The sequence below is a fragment of the Pseudomonas sp. HN11 genome, from assembly GCF_021390155.1.
Taxonomy (GTDB): Bacteria; Pseudomonadota; Gammaproteobacteria; order Pseudomonadales; family Pseudomonadaceae; genus Aquipseudomonas.
Map to the genome: position 1 here is coordinate 1,533,421 of NZ_CP089985.1, position 20,868 is coordinate 1,554,288.

16 protein-coding genes are annotated in these 20,868 nt (G+C 59.7%); 6 read left to right on the plus strand and 10 right to left on the minus strand.

Annotation, left to right across the window (positions count from 1 at the left end; translation table 11 throughout):
* Nucleotides 1–16: 16 nt before the first annotated feature.
* The 7 genes from LVW35_RS06990 to LVW35_RS07020 all read right to left on the minus strand — a co-directional run bounded on the left by LVW35_RS06990 (nt 17) and on the right by LVW35_RS07020 (nt 12,706).
* Nucleotides 17–3,667, minus strand: a complete 3,651-nt coding sequence (locus LVW35_RS06990) for a YncE family protein (RefSeq protein WP_233894436.1) — start codon at nt 3,665–3,667, stop codon at nt 17–19.
* Between the two features lie 141 nt (nt 3,668–3,808).
* On the minus strand, nt 3,809–7,216 hold the full coding sequence (locus tag LVW35_RS06995) for a YncE family protein (RefSeq protein WP_233894437.1): 3,408 nt from the start codon (nt 7,214–7,216) through the stop codon (nt 3,809–3,811).
* A gap of 125 nt (nt 7,217–7,341) precedes the next feature.
* Complete coding sequence (locus LVW35_RS07000) at nt 7,342–8,370, minus strand: AbrB family transcriptional regulator (protein WP_233894439.1); 1,029 nt, start codon at nt 8,368–8,370, stop codon at nt 7,342–7,344.
* Nucleotides 8,363–9,877, minus strand: a complete 1,515-nt coding sequence (locus tag LVW35_RS07005; RefSeq protein WP_012722750.1) for a tripartite tricarboxylate transporter permease — start codon at nt 9,875–9,877, stop codon at nt 8,363–8,365. The genes LVW35_RS07000 and LVW35_RS07005 overlap by 8 nt, the downstream gene beginning before the upstream one ends.
* Nucleotide 9,878: 1 nt before the next feature.
* Complete coding sequence (locus LVW35_RS07010) at nt 9,879–10,337, minus strand: tripartite tricarboxylate transporter TctB family protein (RefSeq protein WP_233894440.1); 459 nt, start codon at nt 10,335–10,337, stop codon at nt 9,879–9,881.
* A gap of 59 nt (nt 10,338–10,396) precedes the next feature.
* Nucleotides 10,397–11,386 carry a Bug family tripartite tricarboxylate transporter substrate binding protein gene (locus LVW35_RS07015; protein ID WP_233896422.1) on the minus strand — a complete coding sequence of 330 codons (990 nt, stop codon included), beginning with the start codon at nt 11,384–11,386 and terminating at the stop codon, nt 10,397–10,399.
* A 27-nt stretch (nt 11,387–11,413) separates the two neighbouring features.
* Nucleotides 11,414–12,706, minus strand: a complete 1,293-nt coding sequence (locus tag LVW35_RS07020) for an OprD family porin (RefSeq protein WP_233894441.1) — start codon at nt 12,704–12,706, stop codon at nt 11,414–11,416.
* Between the two features lie 234 nt (nt 12,707–12,940).
* Here LVW35_RS07020 and LVW35_RS07025 point away from each other — a divergent pair, with 234 nt between their 5' ends.
* Nucleotides 12,941–13,612: a response regulator gene (locus LVW35_RS07025; RefSeq protein ID WP_233894442.1), complete on the plus strand. Its 672-nt coding sequence runs from the start codon at nt 12,941–12,943 to the stop codon at nt 13,610–13,612.
* Nucleotides 13,605–14,996, plus strand: a complete 1,392-nt coding sequence (locus LVW35_RS07030) for a sensor histidine kinase (protein WP_233894443.1) — start codon at nt 13,605–13,607, stop codon at nt 14,994–14,996. The genes LVW35_RS07025 and LVW35_RS07030 overlap by 8 nt, the downstream gene beginning before the upstream one ends.
* On the opposite strand, the gene LVW35_RS07035 is transcribed toward LVW35_RS07030, so the two are convergent.
* Both LVW35_RS07035 and ygfZ read right to left on the minus strand, forming a co-directional pair.
* Entirely contained in the window at nt 14,990–15,811 is an 822-nt protein-coding gene (locus LVW35_RS07035; RefSeq protein WP_233894444.1) for an HDOD domain-containing protein, read from the minus strand. The two genes, LVW35_RS07030 and LVW35_RS07035, sit on opposite strands and share 7 nt — an antisense overlap.
* A 36-nt stretch (nt 15,812–15,847) precedes the next feature.
* Nucleotides 15,848–16,789 carry a CAF17-like 4Fe-4S cluster assembly/insertion protein YgfZ gene (gene ygfZ, locus LVW35_RS07040; protein ID WP_233894445.1) on the minus strand — a complete coding sequence of 314 codons (942 nt, stop codon included), beginning with the start codon at nt 16,787–16,789 and terminating at the stop codon, nt 15,848–15,850.
* Nucleotides 16,790–16,929: 140 nt separating this feature from the next.
* Between ygfZ and LVW35_RS07045 the strand changes: the two genes are divergently transcribed.
* Both LVW35_RS07045 and LVW35_RS07050 read left to right on the plus strand, forming a co-directional pair.
* Nucleotides 16,930–17,184 carry an FAD assembly factor SdhE gene (locus tag LVW35_RS07045; protein WP_032877270.1) on the plus strand — a complete coding sequence of 85 codons (255 nt, stop codon included), beginning with the start codon at nt 16,930–16,932 and terminating at the stop codon, nt 17,182–17,184.
* Nucleotides 17,168–17,617, plus strand: coding sequence for a hypothetical protein (locus tag LVW35_RS07050; RefSeq protein WP_233894446.1), 450 nt, complete (start codon nt 17,168–17,170; stop codon nt 17,615–17,617). The genes LVW35_RS07045 and LVW35_RS07050 overlap by 17 nt, the downstream gene beginning before the upstream one ends.
* Here the strand turns inward: LVW35_RS07050 and nadB are convergent.
* Nucleotides 17,586–19,202 (minus strand): L-aspartate oxidase, encoded by a 1,617-nt coding sequence (gene nadB, locus LVW35_RS07055; RefSeq protein WP_233894448.1) that lies wholly within the window; start codon nt 19,200–19,202, stop codon nt 17,586–17,588. The two genes, LVW35_RS07050 and nadB, sit on opposite strands and share 32 nt — an antisense overlap.
* A gap of 463 nt (nt 19,203–19,665) precedes the next feature.
* Here nadB and rpoE point away from each other — a divergent pair, with 463 nt between their 5' ends.
* Nucleotides 19,666–20,247 (plus strand): RNA polymerase sigma factor RpoE, encoded by a 582-nt coding sequence (gene rpoE, locus LVW35_RS07060; RefSeq protein WP_003172477.1) that lies wholly within the window; start codon nt 19,666–19,668, stop codon nt 20,245–20,247.
* Nucleotides 20,248–20,279: 32 nt separating this feature from the next.
* A complete protein-coding gene (locus tag LVW35_RS07065; RefSeq protein WP_016975168.1) occupies nt 20,280–20,867 on the plus strand; it encodes a sigma-E factor negative regulatory protein in 588 nt (195 codons plus the stop codon).
* Nucleotide 20,868 lies beyond the last annotated feature (1 nt).

The following is a 20,868-nucleotide window of genomic DNA, read 5'->3' on the forward strand; positions in this document are numbered from 1 at the left end:
GAGGCGCGTGCGTGACTTACAACTTGACCAGTGTCGCGAAGTCGGCCTTACCGTTTGCTACCAGCATATGTTTGCCATCGGATGCGACTTCAGCATCCATAGGGCCGTGGAATCCCTGCAACACACTGATGGGTTCAGGCTTGTCGTTTGTGGTGTCGAGAATGGTGACTTCATCGCTATCAAAATCACCGACATAAATCTTCTCGGCGATGGGGTGCGTAGCAACCATCCTTGCGTTGTCGAATGTCGTCACCTTAAGAAGCAGGGTATTGAGTTTTCGATTGAAAACCCCCAATTCGGTACCTTTGACATAAAAGCCTTTTTCGCCGGTTTGCGAAAAAGCAAGATCGGCGACGGCCCCGGGAAACGGTGCTGAAGTGATCCATGAATCGGAGGCAGTATCGTACCGACGCATCCCGAATGCCCCAAAGTCAGCAAATAGGATATTCTCGGGGGTCATGAAAACCCTCGAGATTTGCGATGGAGCAGTGGGGGAAACTGCTTGGACCGTATGGTTTTGCAGGTTGAGTTTTACGAGCCGATGTTCGTAATAGGAATTGATCCACTCAGCAATTGCAGCGTACCCCCAGGAGGGTTGCCCAGAGGTTGTCGTGATATCCTGAGGTAACCGACGACCCAGTTGGATATGGGCAAGCAGTGTATAGGTATGGGCGTCAAATACACGGATGTAACTCCCTGGGACCAAGATCTCGTGGTAATAACTTGCCAGCAGTTTTGTTCCGTCGGCACTCAAAGCAATCCCCCAGCACCTGGGCACTGCAAGCGTATGAACGACATTGGCGGCTTGAATATCAATGACGCTGATTGAACCCGAGCCAATGTTCAATACAAATGCGATTTGGCTATCGGGCCTTATGACGATCCGGTGTGGACCCAGCCCAACCGGGATGTGTTTGACAATGGAAGCCTTGCGCTGAATGCCGTACGACACTGGTTTCAGCGCGATAGCGTTGCTTTCAAGCCCTGTCTCATCCATGGATACGCTGGCAAGCACCCTCAGGGTGCCACCATCATTGAGTTTGTCGAGATAGTCCTGCGGGATCAGATCAAGCGTGCGCCTGGCTGTGAACTCTGCTGCGCTGACTTTGATGCCTTGACGCAAAAACAGACTCTCCACGCACTGCAGGTGAATGAAGACAGGTTGCTGCTGTTTGAAGAAGGGCCAGGCTTTCGCTTCGACGTGGTTAGGCTGGCTGGTATCGATCAGCCCTCCTAGCGCTTCAGGAACGCTCACCAAATCAAGTGTTTGTTCTGACAGCGCATCCACGTTAACGGTCAGTTTGGCAGACTCAATAATATCGTTGTTGCGCTTCACTTCAAAATGCGCGGTGAAGGACTCACCCACGTAAGCCGCGACAAAATCACTGATATAGGCAAACGTGATGTAGTCATGGCCGGCATCCGGGATACCGGGTTTGGGAGGAATTGCGGGCATGCCTACGCCTGGCTTGTTCTGTACCACCAGCGTCACAAGGTCTGCGGGGTTCATCGGGTACTTGACCCTGAACGTGACAATACGAGGCGAAGGCGTCCAGACGTGCAGCGCGTTAAGTTGCGCGACACAAGGCGCCACGTAAGTGCTTTCGAGCAGGCTGGGGCACTCGGTCAATTGCAATCTCGCGCCTACATTGACGACCAATGGCAGGGATTTAAGCGGTGTATCGGTAGGCAGCGTCCTGACTTCCCAGTGCAGTGTCATGGTGCTTTCTTTGTTCGCCAACACAACCAAGCGTGCAATCGTGAAGGGCAGCGATGAGTTATGCCAGGCGGGCGTCACTTTCAGCCACGCGGTGGTTGTACTGCCACCTGGTTTGCTGCCAGTGGCAACAATTCTGACCTCATCGTTCAGGGCAATGCTCGAATGTGGATGGACGAGTGCCTTCAGGTTGCCTTTGCTGACGAGCTCGTCAAACACATGGTCAGGCGGTGGTGCTTCTGCTGATGTGGGAGGGGGCAGCGTCACCGTAATGTCACCCACCTGGACGGTCACTGATTTCGAGGGGCGGGTGAAGTCGCCATTGACCACGTAATACGCCGTGAAGGTGGATCCCTCCAGGACGGCGAAGACGCTGGCATAGTCCAGGAAGTAGTCGATCGGTCCAGTGCCCGCGATCTCAGTGTATTTCGCATAAACAGGCGTACTATCGAGGGCTTTGCCTTCGATGATCAGGTCGACCTTGTCACTGGGATCTTGCCCGAAGAAAGGCACGGTAATTTCTACTGGATCGGTATCTACCGGCAAGACTCCGCCCACGAGTCCTTTGACTATAGGGGCCGGCCGACTGTTGTCGACAGGTGTGCCGCGCATACTGTAAACGACGGCATTGGAGGGCGTATTCGCTTCACCCGCCCGCACGCGTTCATAAGTAATCAGCAAGCGGCCGCCCGCAAGCTTTTTGGCAAACATCAACGGCAGAGGAACGTAAATTCGCAGCGCATTTGGCTGTGGAACGTTAACTGTTTCGGTGTGTTTTGAGGTCTCGCCTGTTGCGGTCAGCCCGAGATAGGTGACGAGTGCCTCGTCGTTGGCAACCCAACCATGATTTCTGATTTGTATTTCAAAGTTCAGGTCGCTCGATTGTGAATCTGTGTCAATGAAGTCTTCGTCTGAACCTGCGTCGTAATCAGATTCAACCACCAGTCCCTCAGGCAGCAACGGACCGGTACCCCCGCCCACATTGTTTTGTATGAGCCTTGGAACTGAAAAGCCGATGGACTGATTACCGGCCTTATCCCTTGCAAACCATTCAAGAATGTTTACCCCGGGCGTCACCTGTAGCCAAATGCCGTAGTTGATGGTGATAACGATGGGCGCGTTGCCGGAGGCCTCAAAATTGCTGACTATGTGGGTGTCGATCACACCGCCAATACTGATGAAGATCACATCACCTTCTTTGCGGTGGTAGACCTGATCCACCAGCGGGTTCACCGGGTATTTATCAATGATCACCTTGATGCCCAGTTGAGCGGCCGTTGAGGTGATGATGCCGAAGGCTTCGATGGTTGGATCTTCGAAGCGCACACGCGCCAGGTTTTCATTGATGGTGGGTGTACTGGCCTGTGGGTCGAGGCCCCCTGGCTCCTTTTGGTCCACCCAGACGCTCAAGGCGTCGGTCTGATCCGTGGTGCCACTAAGGCGCCTGACGAAGCCTTGCAACGTGTTGTTCGTCTGATCGATAAACCGGACGGACTCAATGTTCAGGGTAACGTCCTTGCCGATGGCTGCATCAGTATCGGAGACGGTGTAGCTGGCGACCTGCAAACCATTGAGCTCAACCCAGACAAAGTCATTCTCAGCCTGTCCAAACCACGCTTGGAGGGTGTAGATGACGCCGAGGGCGCTGACCGTCAGGGCGGCTTTATTGAGGGCGCCGTCAGTGCCAGGTATGGGGGTCAGGTTAGGAATATAAGGGTATAGATCCGCGAATGGCAGCCGTGTTGAAGGGGGCCTGTGAAAACCTGGTGGGCAGCCTCCGACATCTGGCCGGTCAGGCAGGCGACCTCCAGCTTTTTTGCTCGGTCTTCTGCGCTGCACTGTGGGCACGCAACCATGCGGCAGGGCTGGCAGCGTAGTTTGAACGGGTGCAGGCTCCGTAGATGTGCAGTCACAGGTCAGGGCTGGCGGGAGATTTTGATCATGTGTCATGACGGGATACCTGTCTGAGTGTTAATCAAGAGCACGACCCGTAATCCATCGTTGAATTGAGTCGCAGCCTCGATTCAACGCCTCCCCTGCCACTCTGCCTAGCTGTGAGAAATGACAGTGCCGACCAACGGCTCTCTCGGTTCATAGCACGACTACCGACACAGTGTTATTACGTGCATTTGCCACATAGGCATAGACGCCGTCCGGTGATACCACCACGCCTCGTGGCTGGCTGAATCCAGCATAAGTGCCGATCACGCTCTGCGCTCGTGTATCCACGAGGGTCAGCAAGTCGGCGCCGCTTTGGGTGATATAGGCGCGCTCCAGTTTCGGGTGAAAGGCTACGCCGTATGGGCGATTCAGACCGCTCAAGGTCTGGCTGATCTGCAGCGTTGCGGTATTGCCGATCAACACGGTACCTCGGTCGGGCTGGTTGATATAGACGCGTTGCAGCACCGGGCTGTGGGCGATTTGCCGGGGTGCCGAGACGGTGTTGACTTGGCTGAGCTGGGCGTTGTTCGCCAGGTTGAAGGCCCGCCAATCAAACACGCCGGCGATATGCGCACGGGTTCCGTCCGGGCTCAGCGCGATGGCACTGGGTCGGGGGGTGGGCACGCGGCTGACCACATTGTGGCTGATCGTGTCGATAATCACCATCTCTGACGCGCCGTAGTCCGCCACATAAAGGCGCGTGCCCGCCTTGTTCAGCGTGAGTCCGTGTACGGTGGAGAAGCCTGTGAGTGTGTGGATCGTCGAGTAGTTCAGCGTGCTGATCACGCGAACCGGTGTATTGGCAGCGGTGCTGTTATCCGGCACATACAGGCGGCTGCCGTCGGGGTGCAAGGCCAACCAGAGCGGTGAGCCTATGCCTGTAATCGTGTGGATGACCCGGTAGTTTTGTGTGTCGATCACCGCCACGGATCGGGGTGTGGTGGCTTGGGTCAGGTATAGCCGCGTGCCGTCGGCACTGAGTGCCAGGTTTGTGGGAGTGCCGGCTGCGCGGATATTGGCCATGACCCCTTTGGTGTTCTCGATCCGGTAGCTGACCGTGCCCAGCTTGACCGCGAAGTCTTTGTGGGAGCTGCCATTGAGTGAGATGCGGGTTTCCACGGTGAGCGTACTGCGGTTGGGCAGGGAACGCAGATAGCTCGCAGGCAGGCTATGTTCCACGCGCGTGGCCGCGAATTCTGCCGCAGTCAGTGGCGTGCCTTCGCGCAAAGGCAGGTTGGCGGCGCCTTTGATGTCTATCCACACCGGTTGCCCGTTGCGCATGAAGGGCCACTCCAACACCTGCACGCTGTGAGCTTTGCTGACATCAATCACACCCGCCAGCGCCTGCGGCACGCTGACCCGGTCGAGGAGTTGAGCGGGCAGTTTTTCTACTGTGAGGCTCAAGATTTGCGACGACGTGCTCGCGCCGCCCCGCGTGACGATATAGGACACCCCGACTAGCTGGCCGAGATTGGCGGCAATCACCTGGTTGGAGAATGAGAAGTCGACATAACCCAACGCCGGGTCGGCGGGTTTTGGCGCGATCTGCGGAGTGCCCAGGCCGAATGTGCCCTTGAAGAACGGCTGAATATCATCCCCCGCCAGCATGGGATAGCGAACGCGCAGAGTGACCACCGGTGCAGCCGGCGGCAGCACATGCAAGGGGTTGAGCGTTGCCGTCGCGGGGCCGGTGACCGTGCTTTGCAGGATCAGTGGCACGTCCAGTTGCAACGCGCTCCCTACCTTCATCACCAGCGATTGTGAATACAGTGTGCGTAGCCCGGGCCGTTCGACGTTGTAGTAGATCCGGGCCGAACGGTTGAGGTTGGCCAGCACATAGACGCGCGGGACCACAAACTTCAAATCCTCGCCGAACCCAGCGTCGGTGATCAGCCGCCGCATGGGTGGCGCACTGCCGCCCAGTGCGCTGCCTTCGAAGTACAGCACCACCGTTGCGCCCAGCACAAATGCGACGTGCCACCTGACAGTGACATTGGCATTGGTGCGGGAAATGTCTGGGTCAAAGGTCAGGTCGGGTTCCGGCGCCTGGAGCACCTGGACCTTGGGTAACGCCTCCATTGGCTCGCCGATCAGCAGGTTCAGGTCCTTTGAGGGCGGACGCTGTCCGGGCAGGTTGATGTAGTAATAGAGGCGTAGCGTGCCGCTTTCCAACTGGCGAATATCACCGTCCTGGCCGTTGGCGAGGTCGAAAATGATGTCGTCCGTGCCCGCCGGTAGGCGATGTTCCTGATAAAACCCATGGCCATTGGCATACTTGCCGTCCAATACCAGTGTCACGCAATCATCAGGGTGCTGGCCCATGTAGGAAATGACTATGACTCTGACGGGATCGATCAGCGGGTTGAGCACACCACCGTTGGCTGCCGGCACCTGAGGCGCGTCCAGCCCGGTATCAACCGGCGTACCCGTTACCTGGATGAAGGCGTTTTCCGAAGGCACGCCAGGTTGATTTGAGCGAAGGCGCTCGTAACTGAGCCGAGCCTGGGCGCCAATCAGTAGACTCAGGTCTGCGTTTGGCCATGCAATATCGAGGTACTGAACGGCGGTTGAACCAACAGGGGCGCTGTAGATTTTTTCCACATCCACCCCGGCCAGGGTGCGCCCCCTGAGGCTGGCCCGCAGTGTGTCGCCGCTTGCCCAGCCTTTACCGGCAATGGGGAACCGCAACGTTGCGCTTTTACCTGCAAGCTTGTCGGCATCCAGTGTGCCGCCGGGCGCCTCGACGATATGTCCTGGGTCCAGCAATTGCTCGTTTGGATTCAGACGTACCTCAATTATTTCTAACGGCGAGCGACCGGGCGTGTAATTGCCCACTTCGTCCAATACGTCATAAGCGCAGGCATGCCGGCCGCTGCCGATCTTCAGCCAGGTGCTGTAATTCACCATCACCGTGATCGGGTTTCGATTGCCGGTCTGGCCTTCGGTGACGAGATGCTCGACGATTTCACTGCCGATGATCAGCCGGATCCGGTCACGCACTGCGCGGTGGGTATTGGTGGGCAAGGTGGTATCGACTGGGTAAAAACCGATGCTCACGGCAACACCCCGCTGGGCTGCCGCTGAATCGATGAGGGTCTGGGCGGGTTGCGGGCGCGGCAGGCGCTCGTTGACCCAGGGCGGTGCCACGATGGGGTCGTTACCGGTCGGTGCCACCCGGTCTGTTTTGAGGGTAAGGCGCTGGGTTTCTTCGCTGCGCGAATCCAGGTGCGTGACGACCATGTAAACCGGGCCTGCCGTGCCATCCGACAGGCGTGCCAAAGGAATGCGCAAGACAATCGCTTTTTCCTCGCGGGCTTCCTGTTCCGTGACTGTATGGGAATCGACCGGTATGTCGGGGTTGGCGCAGATCAGCGCAATGAAGTCACCTTCCGCCTGGCTGGCATAGCTTCTCAGGATGCAGATAAGCCCGTCGTCGCCATGGGACTCAAGCAAGGCTCTGTTGACGCCGCCGCCGAAGCCGACCACCGGGACTTTCAAACCGGGGATATACGGAGCCAGTAGCGCGACGGGAGGGCGGGCATTTCGCGTTGGGCGCATGATGATCATCTCCGGAGGGTGAGGCGCGAGACGATTTAGAACACTTGGAGAGGGGGCGGAACAACTGTGAGATTTGACAGTTCAGACTGACGGTCGCGGCTCGTTGCGAGCCGCGCCAGCCTCGGTCAGGGCTGCCTGTTCCAGTGTCTGAACAACGGCTCCGCCAAAAACAACACAAACAACAACCGCATCACCTGCATCGCCGTCACCAACGGCACCGACAGTTGCAGGGTTTCTGCCGTAAGACTCATCTCGGCAATGCCGCCGGGCATCATGCCCAGGGTCAGCGAGCGCAAATCCAGATGGGTCAGCGCACTCAACCCCACCGCAGCCAACGTCGCCAGCGCCATGGTCAACGCCGTACCAATCAACGTGCGTCCCATGAACGAAGGCGCGCGGCGAAAGAACTGCCGGTTGAAGTGGCAGCCCAAGCCGCTGCCGATCAGCCATTGGCCGATCTGGCTGCCACCGTCGGGCAGGCCGATATGCAAATTCCACACGACACTGGCCGTCGCACTCACCAGCAACGGCCCGAACAACCAAGGGTTCGGCTGACGCAAGCGCTGCCAGCCCAAGGCAACCAGCGCACCCAGCGGAAACAGCGCTAGCAACCAAGGCCAGCTTACGGGCGCGGGATGAAACTGCGGCGCACCGCCTTCCAGCAGATACTTGAAGATCGCCGGCACACACAAGACCACTACCAGCACCCGCAGACTCTGCCCTGCCGCGACACGGCTGAGCACTGCGCCATTGCGCGCGCCGAGATTGACCATCTCACCGGAACCGCCCGGCATGCTGGAGAAAAACGCCGTGGCGCGGTCTTCACCGCTGCGCCGCATCAACCACACGCCAACCACGCTCGACAAACTGGTGACCAGCGCGCCGAAGAAGATCAGCCCGAAGTGGCTCATCACCTGTTCGATCACCACCGGGGTGAAGTGCAGCCCGATCCCAATCCCAATGACCCATTGGCCGCATTTACGCCCGCCGGGAATCTCCGCCAATTGCCACGGCGTAAGGCAACGCACCAGGATGATCGCCAGCAATGAGCCGACCATGTACGGCAAAGGCCAGCCGATCAGGCTGGCCAGGTAGCCGCCGGCCAGGCCGACCAGCGGTGTTCCCCACCAATGTTTAAAGGTGACCTCAGACATCGGCCACGGCACGACGCTGCAGGGCACGTTTACGGTAGATGCGGATCAGCGGGAAGGCCAGCATCAGCGCGGTCAGTACCCACACACCAAAGGTGATCGGGCTCGACCAGAGGATCTGCAGGTCACCGTTGGAGATCGACAGCGCACGGCGCAGGTTCTGCTCCATCAAGCCGCCGAGGATAAAGCCCAGCAGCACCGGCGACAGCGGGAAGTCGAGCTTGCGCAGGATGTAGCCGAAGATGCCGATACCGACCATCAGGAACAGGTCGAAGGTGGTGGCGTGAACCGCGTACACACCAATCGCCGTAATGATCGCGATCACCGGCACCAGCGCCCAGTTCGGCACGGCGAGGATGCGCGTGAAGATGCGGATCATCGGGATGTTGAGGATCACCAGCATGATGTTGGCGATGAACAACGAGGCGATCAGGCCCCAGACGATGTCGGGTTGCTGTTGGAACAGCAGCGGACCCGGGGTGATGTTGTACAGCGACAGCGCGCCGATCATCACCGCCGTGGTGCCCGAACCGGGTACGCCGAGGGTCAGCATGGGCACCAGGGCACCGCAGGCGGACGCGCCGATGGCGGTTTCCGGCGCCGCCAGGCCGCGCATGTCGCCTTGGCCGAATTTACCGCTGGCACCGGCCAAGCGTTTTTCGGTCATGTAGGCAACGGCCGAGGCCAAGGTCGCGCCAGCACCCGGCAACACGCCCATGATGAAACCCAGCAGGCCGCAACGGATATTCACGACGAACACCGCGCCAGCTTCCTTCAGGTTAAACATCATGCGTCCGGTGGCTTTTACCGCTTCCTGGCCACGGTGGGTTTTTTCCAGCAGCAACAGGATTTCGCTGATGGAGAACAGGCCCAGCACCAACACCACAAACTGGATGCCGTCGGTGAGGTGGATGTTGTCGCCGGTAAAGCGGTACACGCCGCTGTTGGCGTCGATGCCGACCGCCGACAGGAACAGACCGATCAGCGCTGCAACAAAGGTCTTCAACGGCTTGTCACCGGCCATACCGCCGAGACAGACAATCGCGAACACCATCAATACGAAATATTCCGCCGGGCCGAAGGCAATCGCCCATTTGGCCAGCAACGGCGCAAACAGCACCATGCCACAGGTGGCGATAAACGCGCCGATGAACGAGCTCCATGCCGACAACGACAGTGCCACACCGGCCAGGCCTTTGCGGGCCATTGGGTAGCCATCAAGGGTGGTCATCACGGTGGAGGCTTCGCCCGGGATGTTCAGCAGGATCGAGCTGATACGGCCGCCGTATTCGCAACCCAGGTACACGGCTGCCAGCAGGATCAGCGCCGATTCCGGCGGCAGGCCGAGGGCGAACGCGATGGGGATCAACAGCGCAACGCCGTTGATCGGGCCCAGGCCTGGCAACAGGCCGACCACGGTGCCGATCAGTGTGCCGCACAACGCGGTCACCAGGTTGTAAGGGGACAGTGCAACGCCGAAGCCCTGGCCCAAGTAGCCGAAAGTATCCATGTCAGTTCTCCAGAACGTCGAGCAGGCCGAGGGGCAGCGGTACATCCATGGCTTTGTCGAATAGCAGGTACAAGCCGATGGCCATCAACGTGACGATCACCACGCTCGGCAACCAGCGACCACCGTACAAGCGCGCCATCGGGATGCCGATCAGCATGCTGCTGAGGATGAAACCCAGGGGTTCAAAGGTGCCGGCGAAGACGATCAACAGGCCGACGCACACGCCAATCTTGATCAGGGTTTCGCGGTCCAGCGCGGGTTCTTCCTGGGTGTGCTTGGTCGGCTGTGGGCGGAACAGCATGTAGATCAGTGCCAGGCTCATCAGCCCGAGCATCAGCAGCGGGTAGGCGCGAGGCCCCACCGGCTCGTAGGAAAACGACGCCTGATACGGCCAGGCCATCAGTGCCAAGCCGGCACAGGCCAACAGCAGCACGGCGGCAAAAATGCGTTGTAAGAGCATGTAGAACTCCTGGGCCACGCCCCTCGTTCAAAAGGGCGCGGCCGCGCGACAGGGGACGATTACTGGATCAGGCCGAACTCTTTGGCCAGCACTTTGTAGTCAGCCACCTGTTTCTTCACATAGGTGTCGAGCTCCGGGCCGGTCATGGCGAACGGGAACAGCTCGCGCTGGTCACGCAGCTTGGCGAACTCGTCGGAGGCCAGCAGTTTGTCGAACGCCTCTTTCCACCAGGCATAGTCGGCATCGCTGACTTTTGGCCCGAGGTAGAAGCCACGCACCACTGGCCAGACGATGTCGTAGCCTTGCTCTTTGGCGGTCGGAATGTCCTTCATTTCCGGCTCATCCAGGCGCTGTTCGGAGAACACCGCCAGCAGGCGCATGTCGCCGCTGAGGATGTGCGGCATGGAGTCGGAGATGTCGGTACTGCCCACCTGGATATGGCCGCCGAGCAGGGCGGTGGCGATTTCGCCGCCGCCTTCAAGGGCCACGTAACGCAGTTCACGCGGGTTGATCCCGGCGGCCTTGGCGATCAGGGCGGTTTGCATCCAGTCCTGGCTGCCGACGGTGCCGCCGGAACCAATTACCACGCTGCCCGGATCTTTCTTCAGGGCTTTGACCAGATCGTCGAGGGTCTTGTAGGGCGAGTCGGCTTTCACCGCGATGGCACCGTAGCTGGTGCCGACCGCTGCCAGCCAACGCACGGCGCTTTCATCGAAGCGACCGAACTTGCCCTGGGCCAGGTTCAACAGCGAACCGCTGGACCAGGCCACCAGCGTGCCGGCATCGGCAGGACGCTGGGCGACCACGGCGTTGTAGGCCACCGCGCCCACGCCACCGGGCATGTAGGTCACGCGCATCGGCTTGCTCAGCAGCTTCTCGTTGACCAGCGCGCTCTGCGCCAGTTTGCAGGTCAGGTCAAAACCACCGCCAGGCGAAGCCGGGGCGATGCATTCCGGGCGCTTGGGTTCGTCGGCGGCCAGCAGTTGGCCGGCGAACAGCATGCAGCCGGCGGTGAGAGCCAATTTACGCAGTGAAAGGGTCATGGTGATCTCCGTCTTTGTTGTTATGGGTGACTACTACCAGAGCGCGATGCTGTAGCTGACCAGCAGGCGCATTTCATCCGCATCACGGGCTGAATAGTTGGAACGGTAGGTGGCGTTGCGCAGGCGCACGGCCACATCTTTGAAGGTGCCGGTCTGCACCACGTACTTGATCTCGGTGTTGCGCTCCCACTCCTTGCCAGTCTCGCCGTTCTTGAGCTTGATGTTGTCACCCGACAGGTAACGGCTCATGAAACTCAGGCCGGGAATGCCCAGCTTGGCGAAGTCGTAGTCATAGCGCGCTTGCCAGGAACGCTCCTCGGCACCGGCAAAGTCGTTGATCTGCACGAAGTTGACCAGGTACGGGTCGCTGCCATCCACATACGGGAAAGCACTGTCGCCGGACATGTGCTGGTAACCGGCGCTGAGCTTGTGGCCATTGAGGGCATAGCTGAACAGGCCGTTGAGGGAGGTGTTGTCGATCTTGCCGCCACGGGCTGCGCCTGCGTCATCACTGATGGCCAGGCGCAGGTCGGTGGCGAAGGTGCCGGGGCCCATCGGGCGCGCGGCCACCAGACCGAGGAAATGTTGGCGGTATACGTCATCGAGTTGGGCGAAGTGGTAGCTGCCGGTGATCTTGTCGGCGAACTTGTAGTCGGCGCCACCGAAGTTGAAGTGCCTGCCGGTGGCGCCGCTGACGAAACGGCTGTTCTTGTTGTTGAGGGCGATGTCTTCGTAATTGCTGTCGTCGCGGTCCTTGGCTTTGTCCAGACGGCCCCCGGTGAACACCAGGTTCTTGAATTCCTTGGAGGTGATCAGGCCGCCGTTGAAGGTCTGCGGCAGGATGCGGCCGTCATTGGGCTTGAGGATCGGCAATTCGGGGATCAGTGAGCCGATTTTCAACTCAGTGGCCGAGATCTTTACTTTGCCGGTCAGGCCCAGCTTGGAGTACTCGTCGGCGGCGCGGCCGTCGTCATGGGTGGGCAGCAGGCCGGTGCCGGTGCGGTCGGGGCTGGAGTCGAGCTTGACCCCGAGCATGCCCAGCGCATCCACGCCAAAGCCGACGGTGCCGTCGGTGTAGCCCGATTGCAGGTTGAGCATGAAGCCTTGGGCCCACTCGTCGCGCTTGGATTGCTGGGCACTGGTGCCATCGCGGAAGTCGCGGTTGAAGTACATGTTGCGGGTTTCCAGAGTCGCGCTACTGTCTTCGAAGAAGGCAGCCTGGCTAAGCGGCGAAAAGCCGGCAAGGGTAGCGGCACTGGCGAGGGCGGTCCGGGTCAGACGAGAAAAACGAACAGGCGAGAGGGCCTGTGGCTGTGTCGACAGCATCGTTGTGTACTCCGTTATTGTTCTTATTTTGTCGAAAACGCTTCAAGGCGTTTTTCGCGCGCGACACTGAGGCCGCTCGGCGGTCATAGACCACCGTAGCTGGATGCTAAAGGGCGAAGCTTTCACTAACCTTTCAGTCGCCTTTCAATGTTTTCGGGCTTCACAGGGCAGGCGGCGCCTGTAAACTGCCCGGCAAAGCGTGGCGCCGACCACCCCTGAATGAGGTAGAAATCCATGCGTGTCCTGCTGGTTGAAGACCATCTGCAACTCGCCGAAAGTGTCGCGCAAGCGCTCAAGAGCACGGGTTTGACCGTCGACGTGCTGCACGATGGCGTGGCGGCGGACCTGGCCCTCGGCAGCGAGGAATATGCGGCGGCGATCCTCGATGTGGGGCTGCCCCGCATGGATGGTTTTGAGGTGCTCGCACGTTTACGCGCCCGTGGGAAAAACTTGCCGGTGCTGATGCTAACGGCGCGCAGTGATGTGAAGGACCGCGTGCACGGCCTGAATCTGGGGGCTGATGACTATCTCGCCAAACCTTTCGAGTTGACGGAGCTGGAAGCGCGGGTCAAGGCCTTGCTACGACGTAGCGTGCTGGGCGGTGAGCGTCAGCAGGCCTGTGGCGTGTTGGTCTATGACCTCGACACCCGACGTTTCACCGTGGGCGGCGAGCTGATGACGCTCACCTCCCGTGAACAAGCGGTGCTGGAAGCGCTGATCGCCCGGCCAGGTCGGGTCATGAGTAAGGAACAGTTGGCCTCCCAGGTATTCGGCCTGGACGAAGAGGCCAGCCCGGACGCTATTGAAATCTACGTGCACCGCCTGCGCAAAAAGCTCGATGGCCAGCCCATCGCCATCGTGACGTTCCGTGGCCTCGGCTACTTGCTGGAAGCCCGTGATGCATAAGCCCAGCAGTCTGCGCTGGCGCCTGCTGTGGAACCTGGCGTTGTTGCTGGTGTTATTGATGTTGGCCAGCGGCATGAGCGCCTACTGGAATGGGCGCGAGGCCGCCGACACCGCCTACGACCGCACGCTGCTGGCCTCGGCGCGTACTATCGCCGCCGGCTTGACCCAGGTGGACGGCACCTTGAGCGCCAACGTGCCCTACGTTGCCCTTGATACCTTCGCCTACGACAGTGCCGGGCGTATTTATTACCAGGTCAATGACATCGATCAGAAGTTGATCTCTGGCTACGAAAACCTGCCCGGCCCACCGCCAGGCACGCCGCGTACCGATGACTATCCGGCACTGGCGCGCTTCTATGACGCCGTGTATCAGGGTCAGGAAGTGCGTGTGGTGAGTTTGCTCAAGGCCGTTTCCGAACCGAACATGAACGGTATGGCGGAAATCCGCGTGGCCGAAACCGATGAAGCGCGTGTGAGCATGGCGCGCAGCTTGATGGCCGACACCTTGCTGCGTTTAGGGATGCTCGCCATCGGTGCGTTGTTGCTGGTTTGGTTTGCCGTGAGTGCGGCATTGCGGCCGCTGGAGCGTCTGCGCACGGCTGTTGAAGAGCGTCAGCCTGACGACTTGCGCCCGCTGCCTTTGGTAGAAGTGCAGCATGAGTTCGGGCCGCTGGTGCGCTCCCTCAACCACTTCACCGAACGCCTGCGCGGCCAGTTCGAACGGCAGGCGCAGTTTATTGCCGATGCAGCCCATGAATTGCGCACGCCACTGGCAGCGCTCAAGGCACGATTGGAACTGGGTTTGCGCGCCGAGGATCCCGCAACCTGGCGCAGCACTCTGGAAACGGCGGCCCAGGGGACTGACCGCCTGACTCATCTGGCTAATCAACTGTTATCACTGGCACGTATCGAAAACGGTGCCCGTGCCATTGCCGAGGGTGGCGCGCAGTTACTTGACCTCAGCCAGTTGGCCCGGGAGCTGGGCATGGCGATGGCGCCACTGGCCCACGCACGCGGCGTAGCGCTGGCGCTGGAAGCCGACGAGCCGGTGTGGTTGCGTGGTGAGCCAACCCTGTTGAATGAGTTGCTGAGCAACCTGGTGGACAATGCCCTGGCCCACACGCCACCGGGGGGCAATGTGATCCTGCGGGTGACCGCGCCGGCGGTGCTGGAAGTGGAAGATGATGGTCCAGGCATCCCGCAGGACGAACGAGACCGGGTGTTCGAACGTTTCTACCGCCGCAGTCAGCAGGGCATGGGTTCGGGGCTGGGGTTGGCAATTGTCGGTGAAATCTGCCGGGCACACCTGGCGCAGATCAGCCTGCACGATGGCGAACAGGCTGGACTGAAGGTGCGGGTGAGTTTTATCGCGGGTGATCAGTAGAACATCGAGCGCGCTTCATCCAGCTCGGCACGCAGTACGTCGCTGTAGGGGTCGACCCGCAGTTTCTTGATCGCCGGCAAGGTGGAGACTGGAACGCTCGCCAGAGGGTGATCGGTGCCGCGATGACAATACAGCACGGCGACCTGCACCAGATCGATGTAGTCGAGGCTCGCCGAATCGCGCTCCAGGTCCAGGTATTGACCGGGCAGTTTGGCCAGCATTTCCGGAAAGTCCCAGCCACTCAGCAGTTTGTCACCCAGTAGTGGATGGATGCTTTCGATCACGTGGTTGAGGCTGACCGGATCCGCGAGCAGCTCGTAGTGATCTTCTGCGTACGTCAGGATCGGCAATACGCCGATCTGGTGCACCAGGCCGCCGAGGGCCGCCTGGTCTGGCTTGAGCTGGCTGTGGCTGCGACACAAGGCGTAACTCACGCCCGCCACTTCCAGGCTGCGACGCCATACCTCACGCATCTTTTGTTCGACCACATCGGAGCGGGCATGGAAGATCTGTTCCATCACCAAGCCGATCGCCAAGTTGCTGCTGTAGTTGGTGCCCAGCCGGGTGATGGCGGTGTGCAGGTCGGTGACTTCCTGGGTGGCGCGCAACAACGGGCTGTTGACCACTTTGATCAGGCGCGCCGACAGCGCGGTATCGCGACCGATCACCTTGCTCAAGTGGCTGATGCTGATTTCCGGATCCTCAGCGGCCTGACGAATGTTCAGGGCCACTTCCGGCAATGTCGGCAGAACCAGGTCATCGTTATCGATGGCCCTCACTAAAGCCTGTTGGACTTTTTCCGCCAGCTTGTTCATTCATGCTCTCTAGGGTGTTGCAAAAAGGTACGGCGATCAGCGCTGGATCTCTCGATCACGATCGAGCGTGTAAGGCAGGTCAAGCAAGTGCAAACCGGGGCCTTCCAACGTGCCTACATGCACATCGCCACTATCGGCAGCTTCGGCTTGCAATACGGCCAGAAGTTCAACGCTACGATCAGCTTTTGCCGCAATCACCACTTCGCCGATTGAACTGTTATGGCTGGGGGAAAACAGCGGTGTGCCTGGCTCGGGCATTTCAAGCCCATCAAGGCTCAAGTGGTACAACCGACGTTTCAGTTTGCCCAGGTACTGCATGCGCGCGACGATTTCCTGGCCGGTGTAGCAACCTTTCTTGAAACTCACGCCGCCCACGGCCTGCAGGTTGAGCATCTGCGGGATGAACAGTTCGCGGGTCTGTGGCATGACCTGACCGATGCCTGCGCGGATTTGACCCAGCAGCCATTCATTCAAGTCGGCTTGTTGTAGCTGTCCAGCCAGTTGGCTGCGCACAGCGTCGGCCCGCTCGGCGGGCACCCAGAGTTCGGCACGGCCAGGGGACACGCGCACGGCGATCAAGGCACCGTCGCGGACGACGCTGTCAGTCTCGGCTGGCAGCTCCAGGCCAAGGCCGGACAGCGCCTTGTCGGCATTTGCCAGGCCGAAACGAACCCAGGCGGCGCTTTCATCGGCGAGTTTGGATTTGGAGAACACAGCGTATTTTTTCAGGTCTGCCAGTTGCGGCTCCAGCAGCTCGATGGCCATAGCCAGCAACACGCCGTCACTTTGCAGCAGAATGCGAAAGCTCGATTGCATGCGCCCTTTTTGCGTGCAGCGCGCACCGAGGCTGGCCTGGGTGTCGCTCAGGTAATTGAGGTTGCAGGTGAGTTGGCCTTGAAGGAATTTGGCCGCGTCGGCGCCGCGGACGGCAAGAACGCCTTCGTGGGACAGGGGGCAGAAGAAAGCAGAGTCAGCCATGGGTCATCGCAGGTCAAAAAGTCATAGGTGCATCATAGAGGGGCGCCCGGCAAATGGATAGTTTCCGTATGGGGCGACCAAAGCCGACTGTTCCGGTGCCGTCGGGCCTGTATACTTGTCGCCTATTTGAGGAGTGCTCCATGGTCGAAGATGTAGAAATCAATCGCCTCTACTGGCACAGCCGTCGTGGCATGCTGGAGTTGGATGTGTTGCTGGTACCTTTCACCAAAGAGGTCTACGCAACGCTCGATCAGGTGGACCGCGACCTCTACGTCAGACTGCTGACCTGCGAAGACCAGGACATGTTCGGCTGGTTCATGGAGCGCGCGGAGTCAGAAGATCCGGAGTTGCAGCGCATGGTCCGGATGATTCTGGATCGTGTCCAACCCAAGTAGCCCTTCATTCGAATGCCGCTGGCGGGCCTCACGGCTGTTGCTGGCGGCGTATCTGCTTGCCCAGGTGTTCGCGCTGGGTGCGCTTTTGTTTCTTGATCTGTCTGGTTCGAGCCTCGGCATGTTGTTGTGCCTGGCGCATGCCGCCTGGGTTTTACCGCGCCATATCTTGCTGACTCACCGTTCGTCGATTCGTGGCCTGCGTCGCGATGCGGATGGCTGGCAGTTGTACAGTGCTGAGCGGGGTTGGCACAGTGTGCAGCTGCGTCCCGACAGCCTTGCGCTGCCGCTGATCGTGGTGCTGCGCTATCGGGTGCCGGGGACGTGGTGGGTACGTTCGATCTGTGTGCCGACGGATGCGCAGGCAGCCGATGTGCATCGGCGCCTGCGGGTGCGCCTGAAGTTCAGCCGCCGTAGGTGGTTGGCGCCAGGATAGTGTCGCGCGCCTCGGGCAGCATCTGCGGGTAGTCGAGGGTGTAATGCAGGCCGCGACTTTCCTTGCGCTCCATGGCTGAACGAATCATCAGTTCGGCAACCTGGGCCAGGTTGCGCAGTTCGATCAGATCGCGGCTGACCTTATAGTTACTGTAGAACTCGTCGATCTCATCCAGTAGCAAGCGCACCCGATGCTGTGCGCGCTGCAGGCGTTTATTAGTGCGCACGATCCCCACATAGTCCCACATGAAACGGCGCAGCTCGTCCCAGTTGTGGGCAATGATCACGTCTTCATCCGAATCGGTCACTTGGCTGGCGTCCCAGCGGGGCAGGGCGGCCGGCACCGGGATGCGTGACAATTGTTCGAGAATGTCCGTCGCCGCCGAGCGCGCATAGACGAAGCATTCGAGTAACGAATTGCTGGCCATGCGGTTGGCGCCGTGCAGGCCGGTGAAACTGGTCTCGCCAATGGCATACAGGCCCGGTACATCGGTGCGGCCGTGCCTGTCGACCATCACGCCGCCGCAGGTGTAGTGCGCAGCCGGCACCACGGGAATCGGGCCTTTGGTGATGTCGATGTTGAACGCCAGGCAGCGCTCATAGACGGTCGGGAAATGGGTCTTGATGAAAGCTTCGGGCTTGTGGCTGATGTCCAGGTAGACACAGTCGATGCCCAGGCGTTTCATTTCATGGTCTATGGCGCGGGCGACGATATCGCGCGGGGCCAGTTCGGCGCGCGGGTCGAAGCGTTGCATGAAGCGTTCGCCGTTGGGCAGTTTCAGATGGGCGCCTTCACCACGCAGGGCTTCGGTGATCAGGAAACTCTTGGCTTGCGGGTGATACAGGCAAGTAGGGTGGAACTGGTTGAACTCCAGGTTCGCCACCCGGCAGCCCGAGCGCCAGGCCATGGCGATGCCGTCGCCACAGGCGCCGTCGGGGTTGCTGGTATAGAGGTAGACCTTGGCCGCGCCGCCGGAAGCGAGAATAGTGAAGCGCGCGCCGTAGGTGTCGACTTCGCCGCTGGCGCGGTTGAGCACATAAGCGCCGAGGCAGCGCTCGCCGTCCAGGCCCAGGCGTTTTTCGGTGATCAGGTCGACGGCGACGCGCTGTTCCAGTAATTCGATATTGGGGCGCTGGCGTGCTTGGTCGAGCAGGGTCCTGAAGATGGCGGCGCCGGTGGCGTCTGCGGCGTGGATGATGCGGCGGTGGCTGTGGCCGCCTTCGCGGGTCAGGTGAAATTCAAAACCGCCGTCGTCGCTGCCGGCGTGGTCGTCGCGGGTAAAGGGCACGCCTTGATCGATCAGCCATTGGATGGCTTCGCGGCTGTGCTCGACGGTGAAGCGCACCGCCTCTTCATTGCACAGGCCACCACCGGCGTTGAGGGTGTCTTCGACGTGGGATTGCACCGTGTCGGCGTCGTCCAGCACGGCGGCGACACCGCCCTGGGCCCAGAATGTCGAGCCGTTGGCCAGGTCGCCCTTGCTCAGTACCGCAATGCGCAGGTGGCTGGGGAGGGTCAGCGCAAGGCTCAAACCTGCCGCGCCGCTGCCGATCACCAGGACATCGTGTTGAAACTGTTGGCTCATTTGAGGGATTCCGCAAAAAGCGATCCGAAGAGGTGGCGCAAACAGGACGCCTGGATCGGCGAATCAAAGGGTCACACGGGCCACTAGTATATAGAGGGGTGGAACGGCACAATAGCCGGGCATTCGTGGCAATGTGAGATTACGGTGCACAGCTGGGGTAAAATCGCCAGGTTATTGAGATGGGAACTTTTTGCATAAGCCCCGACTCAATAGCAGGTTGCCCGAAAGCTGGGAAAACGTTGAGTTTATTGGCCCGTCGGGAGCATTGGACGCGTCAGAAAACCGACGACAAGATTATTCGCGCAGTCGGCCATGCCCGTACTGCGTTTTTCGTGTGTGCCAAATCAGTGCGTGCCGGAAACTTGCTTGAAGGGGGAGAACTTTTGCGAAAAGACCGAGTCTATGTTTGCAAGCCTGATCGTTTAGTTATGCAAGCCTCCTTTCAGTACAACGAGGAGTGTTCATGCTAACCCAGGAAGAGGATCAGCAGCTGGTCGAGCGCGTTCAACGCGGCGATAAGCGAGCTTTTGATCTGCTAGTGCTGAAATACCAGCACAAAATTCTCGGGTTGATCGTGCGGTTTGTGCACGACACCCATGAAGCGCAGGACGTTGCACAGGAAGCCTTTATCAAGGCTTACCGTGCACTTGGTAACTTTCGCGGTGACAGTGCGTTTTACACGTGGCTATACCGAATCGCCATTAACACGGCGAAGAACTATCTGGTGTCTCGCGGACGCCGCCCACCGGATAGCGATGTAAGTTCAGAAGATGCAGAATTTTACGATGGTGATCACGGCCTCAAGGATCTCGAGTCGCCGGAGCGTGCATTGCTGCGCGACGAGATCGAAGGCACCGTCCATCGCACAATTCAGCAACTGCCAGAAGATTTGCGTACGGCGTTAACTTTACGTGAATTCGATGGTCTGAGTTACGAAGACATTGCGAGCGTCATGCAGTGTCCGGTGGGGACTGTAAGGTCACGGATTTTCCGGGCCCGGGAAGCCATCGATAAAGCCTTGCAACCGTTGTTGCAAGAGAACTAAAGACAGCGGCGACAGCCAAGAGAGGAACCGCCATGAGTCGTGATGCCCTGCAGGAATCGCTGTCCGCAGTGATGGATAACGAAGCGGATGAACTGGAACTTCGTCGAGTGCTCAACGCATTTGATGACGCCGAAACCCGTGATACCTGGTCTCGTTACCAAGTCGCTCGGGCGGTGATGCACAAGGATCTTCTAATCCCTCGTCTGGATATTGCTGCGGCCGTTTCTGCCGCGCTGGCTGATGAAGCCGTTCCGGCAAAAGCTGCTCGTGGTCCATGGCGTAGCCTGGGTCGCCTGGCAGTGGCTGCCTCGGTGACTGTTGCCGTGTTGGCCGGTGTTCGCCTGTACAACCAGGATGAAATCGCCGGTGCCGAACTGGCCCAGCAGACTCAGCAGCCGGTGATGGCTGGACCTCAAGTCAAAGGCCCAGCGGTACTGGCCGGCTACAAGGAAAGCTCTGATACCACCGGTCCGATGGCCAATGGTGTACTGCAGGGGCAATCCGGCTGGCAGGACCAGCGTCTTCCGGGCTACCTGCGCCAGCATGCACAGGAATCTGCTCTGAAAGGCACTGAAACCGCTTTGCCATACGCTCGCGCGGCCAGTCTGGAAAACCGCTAAT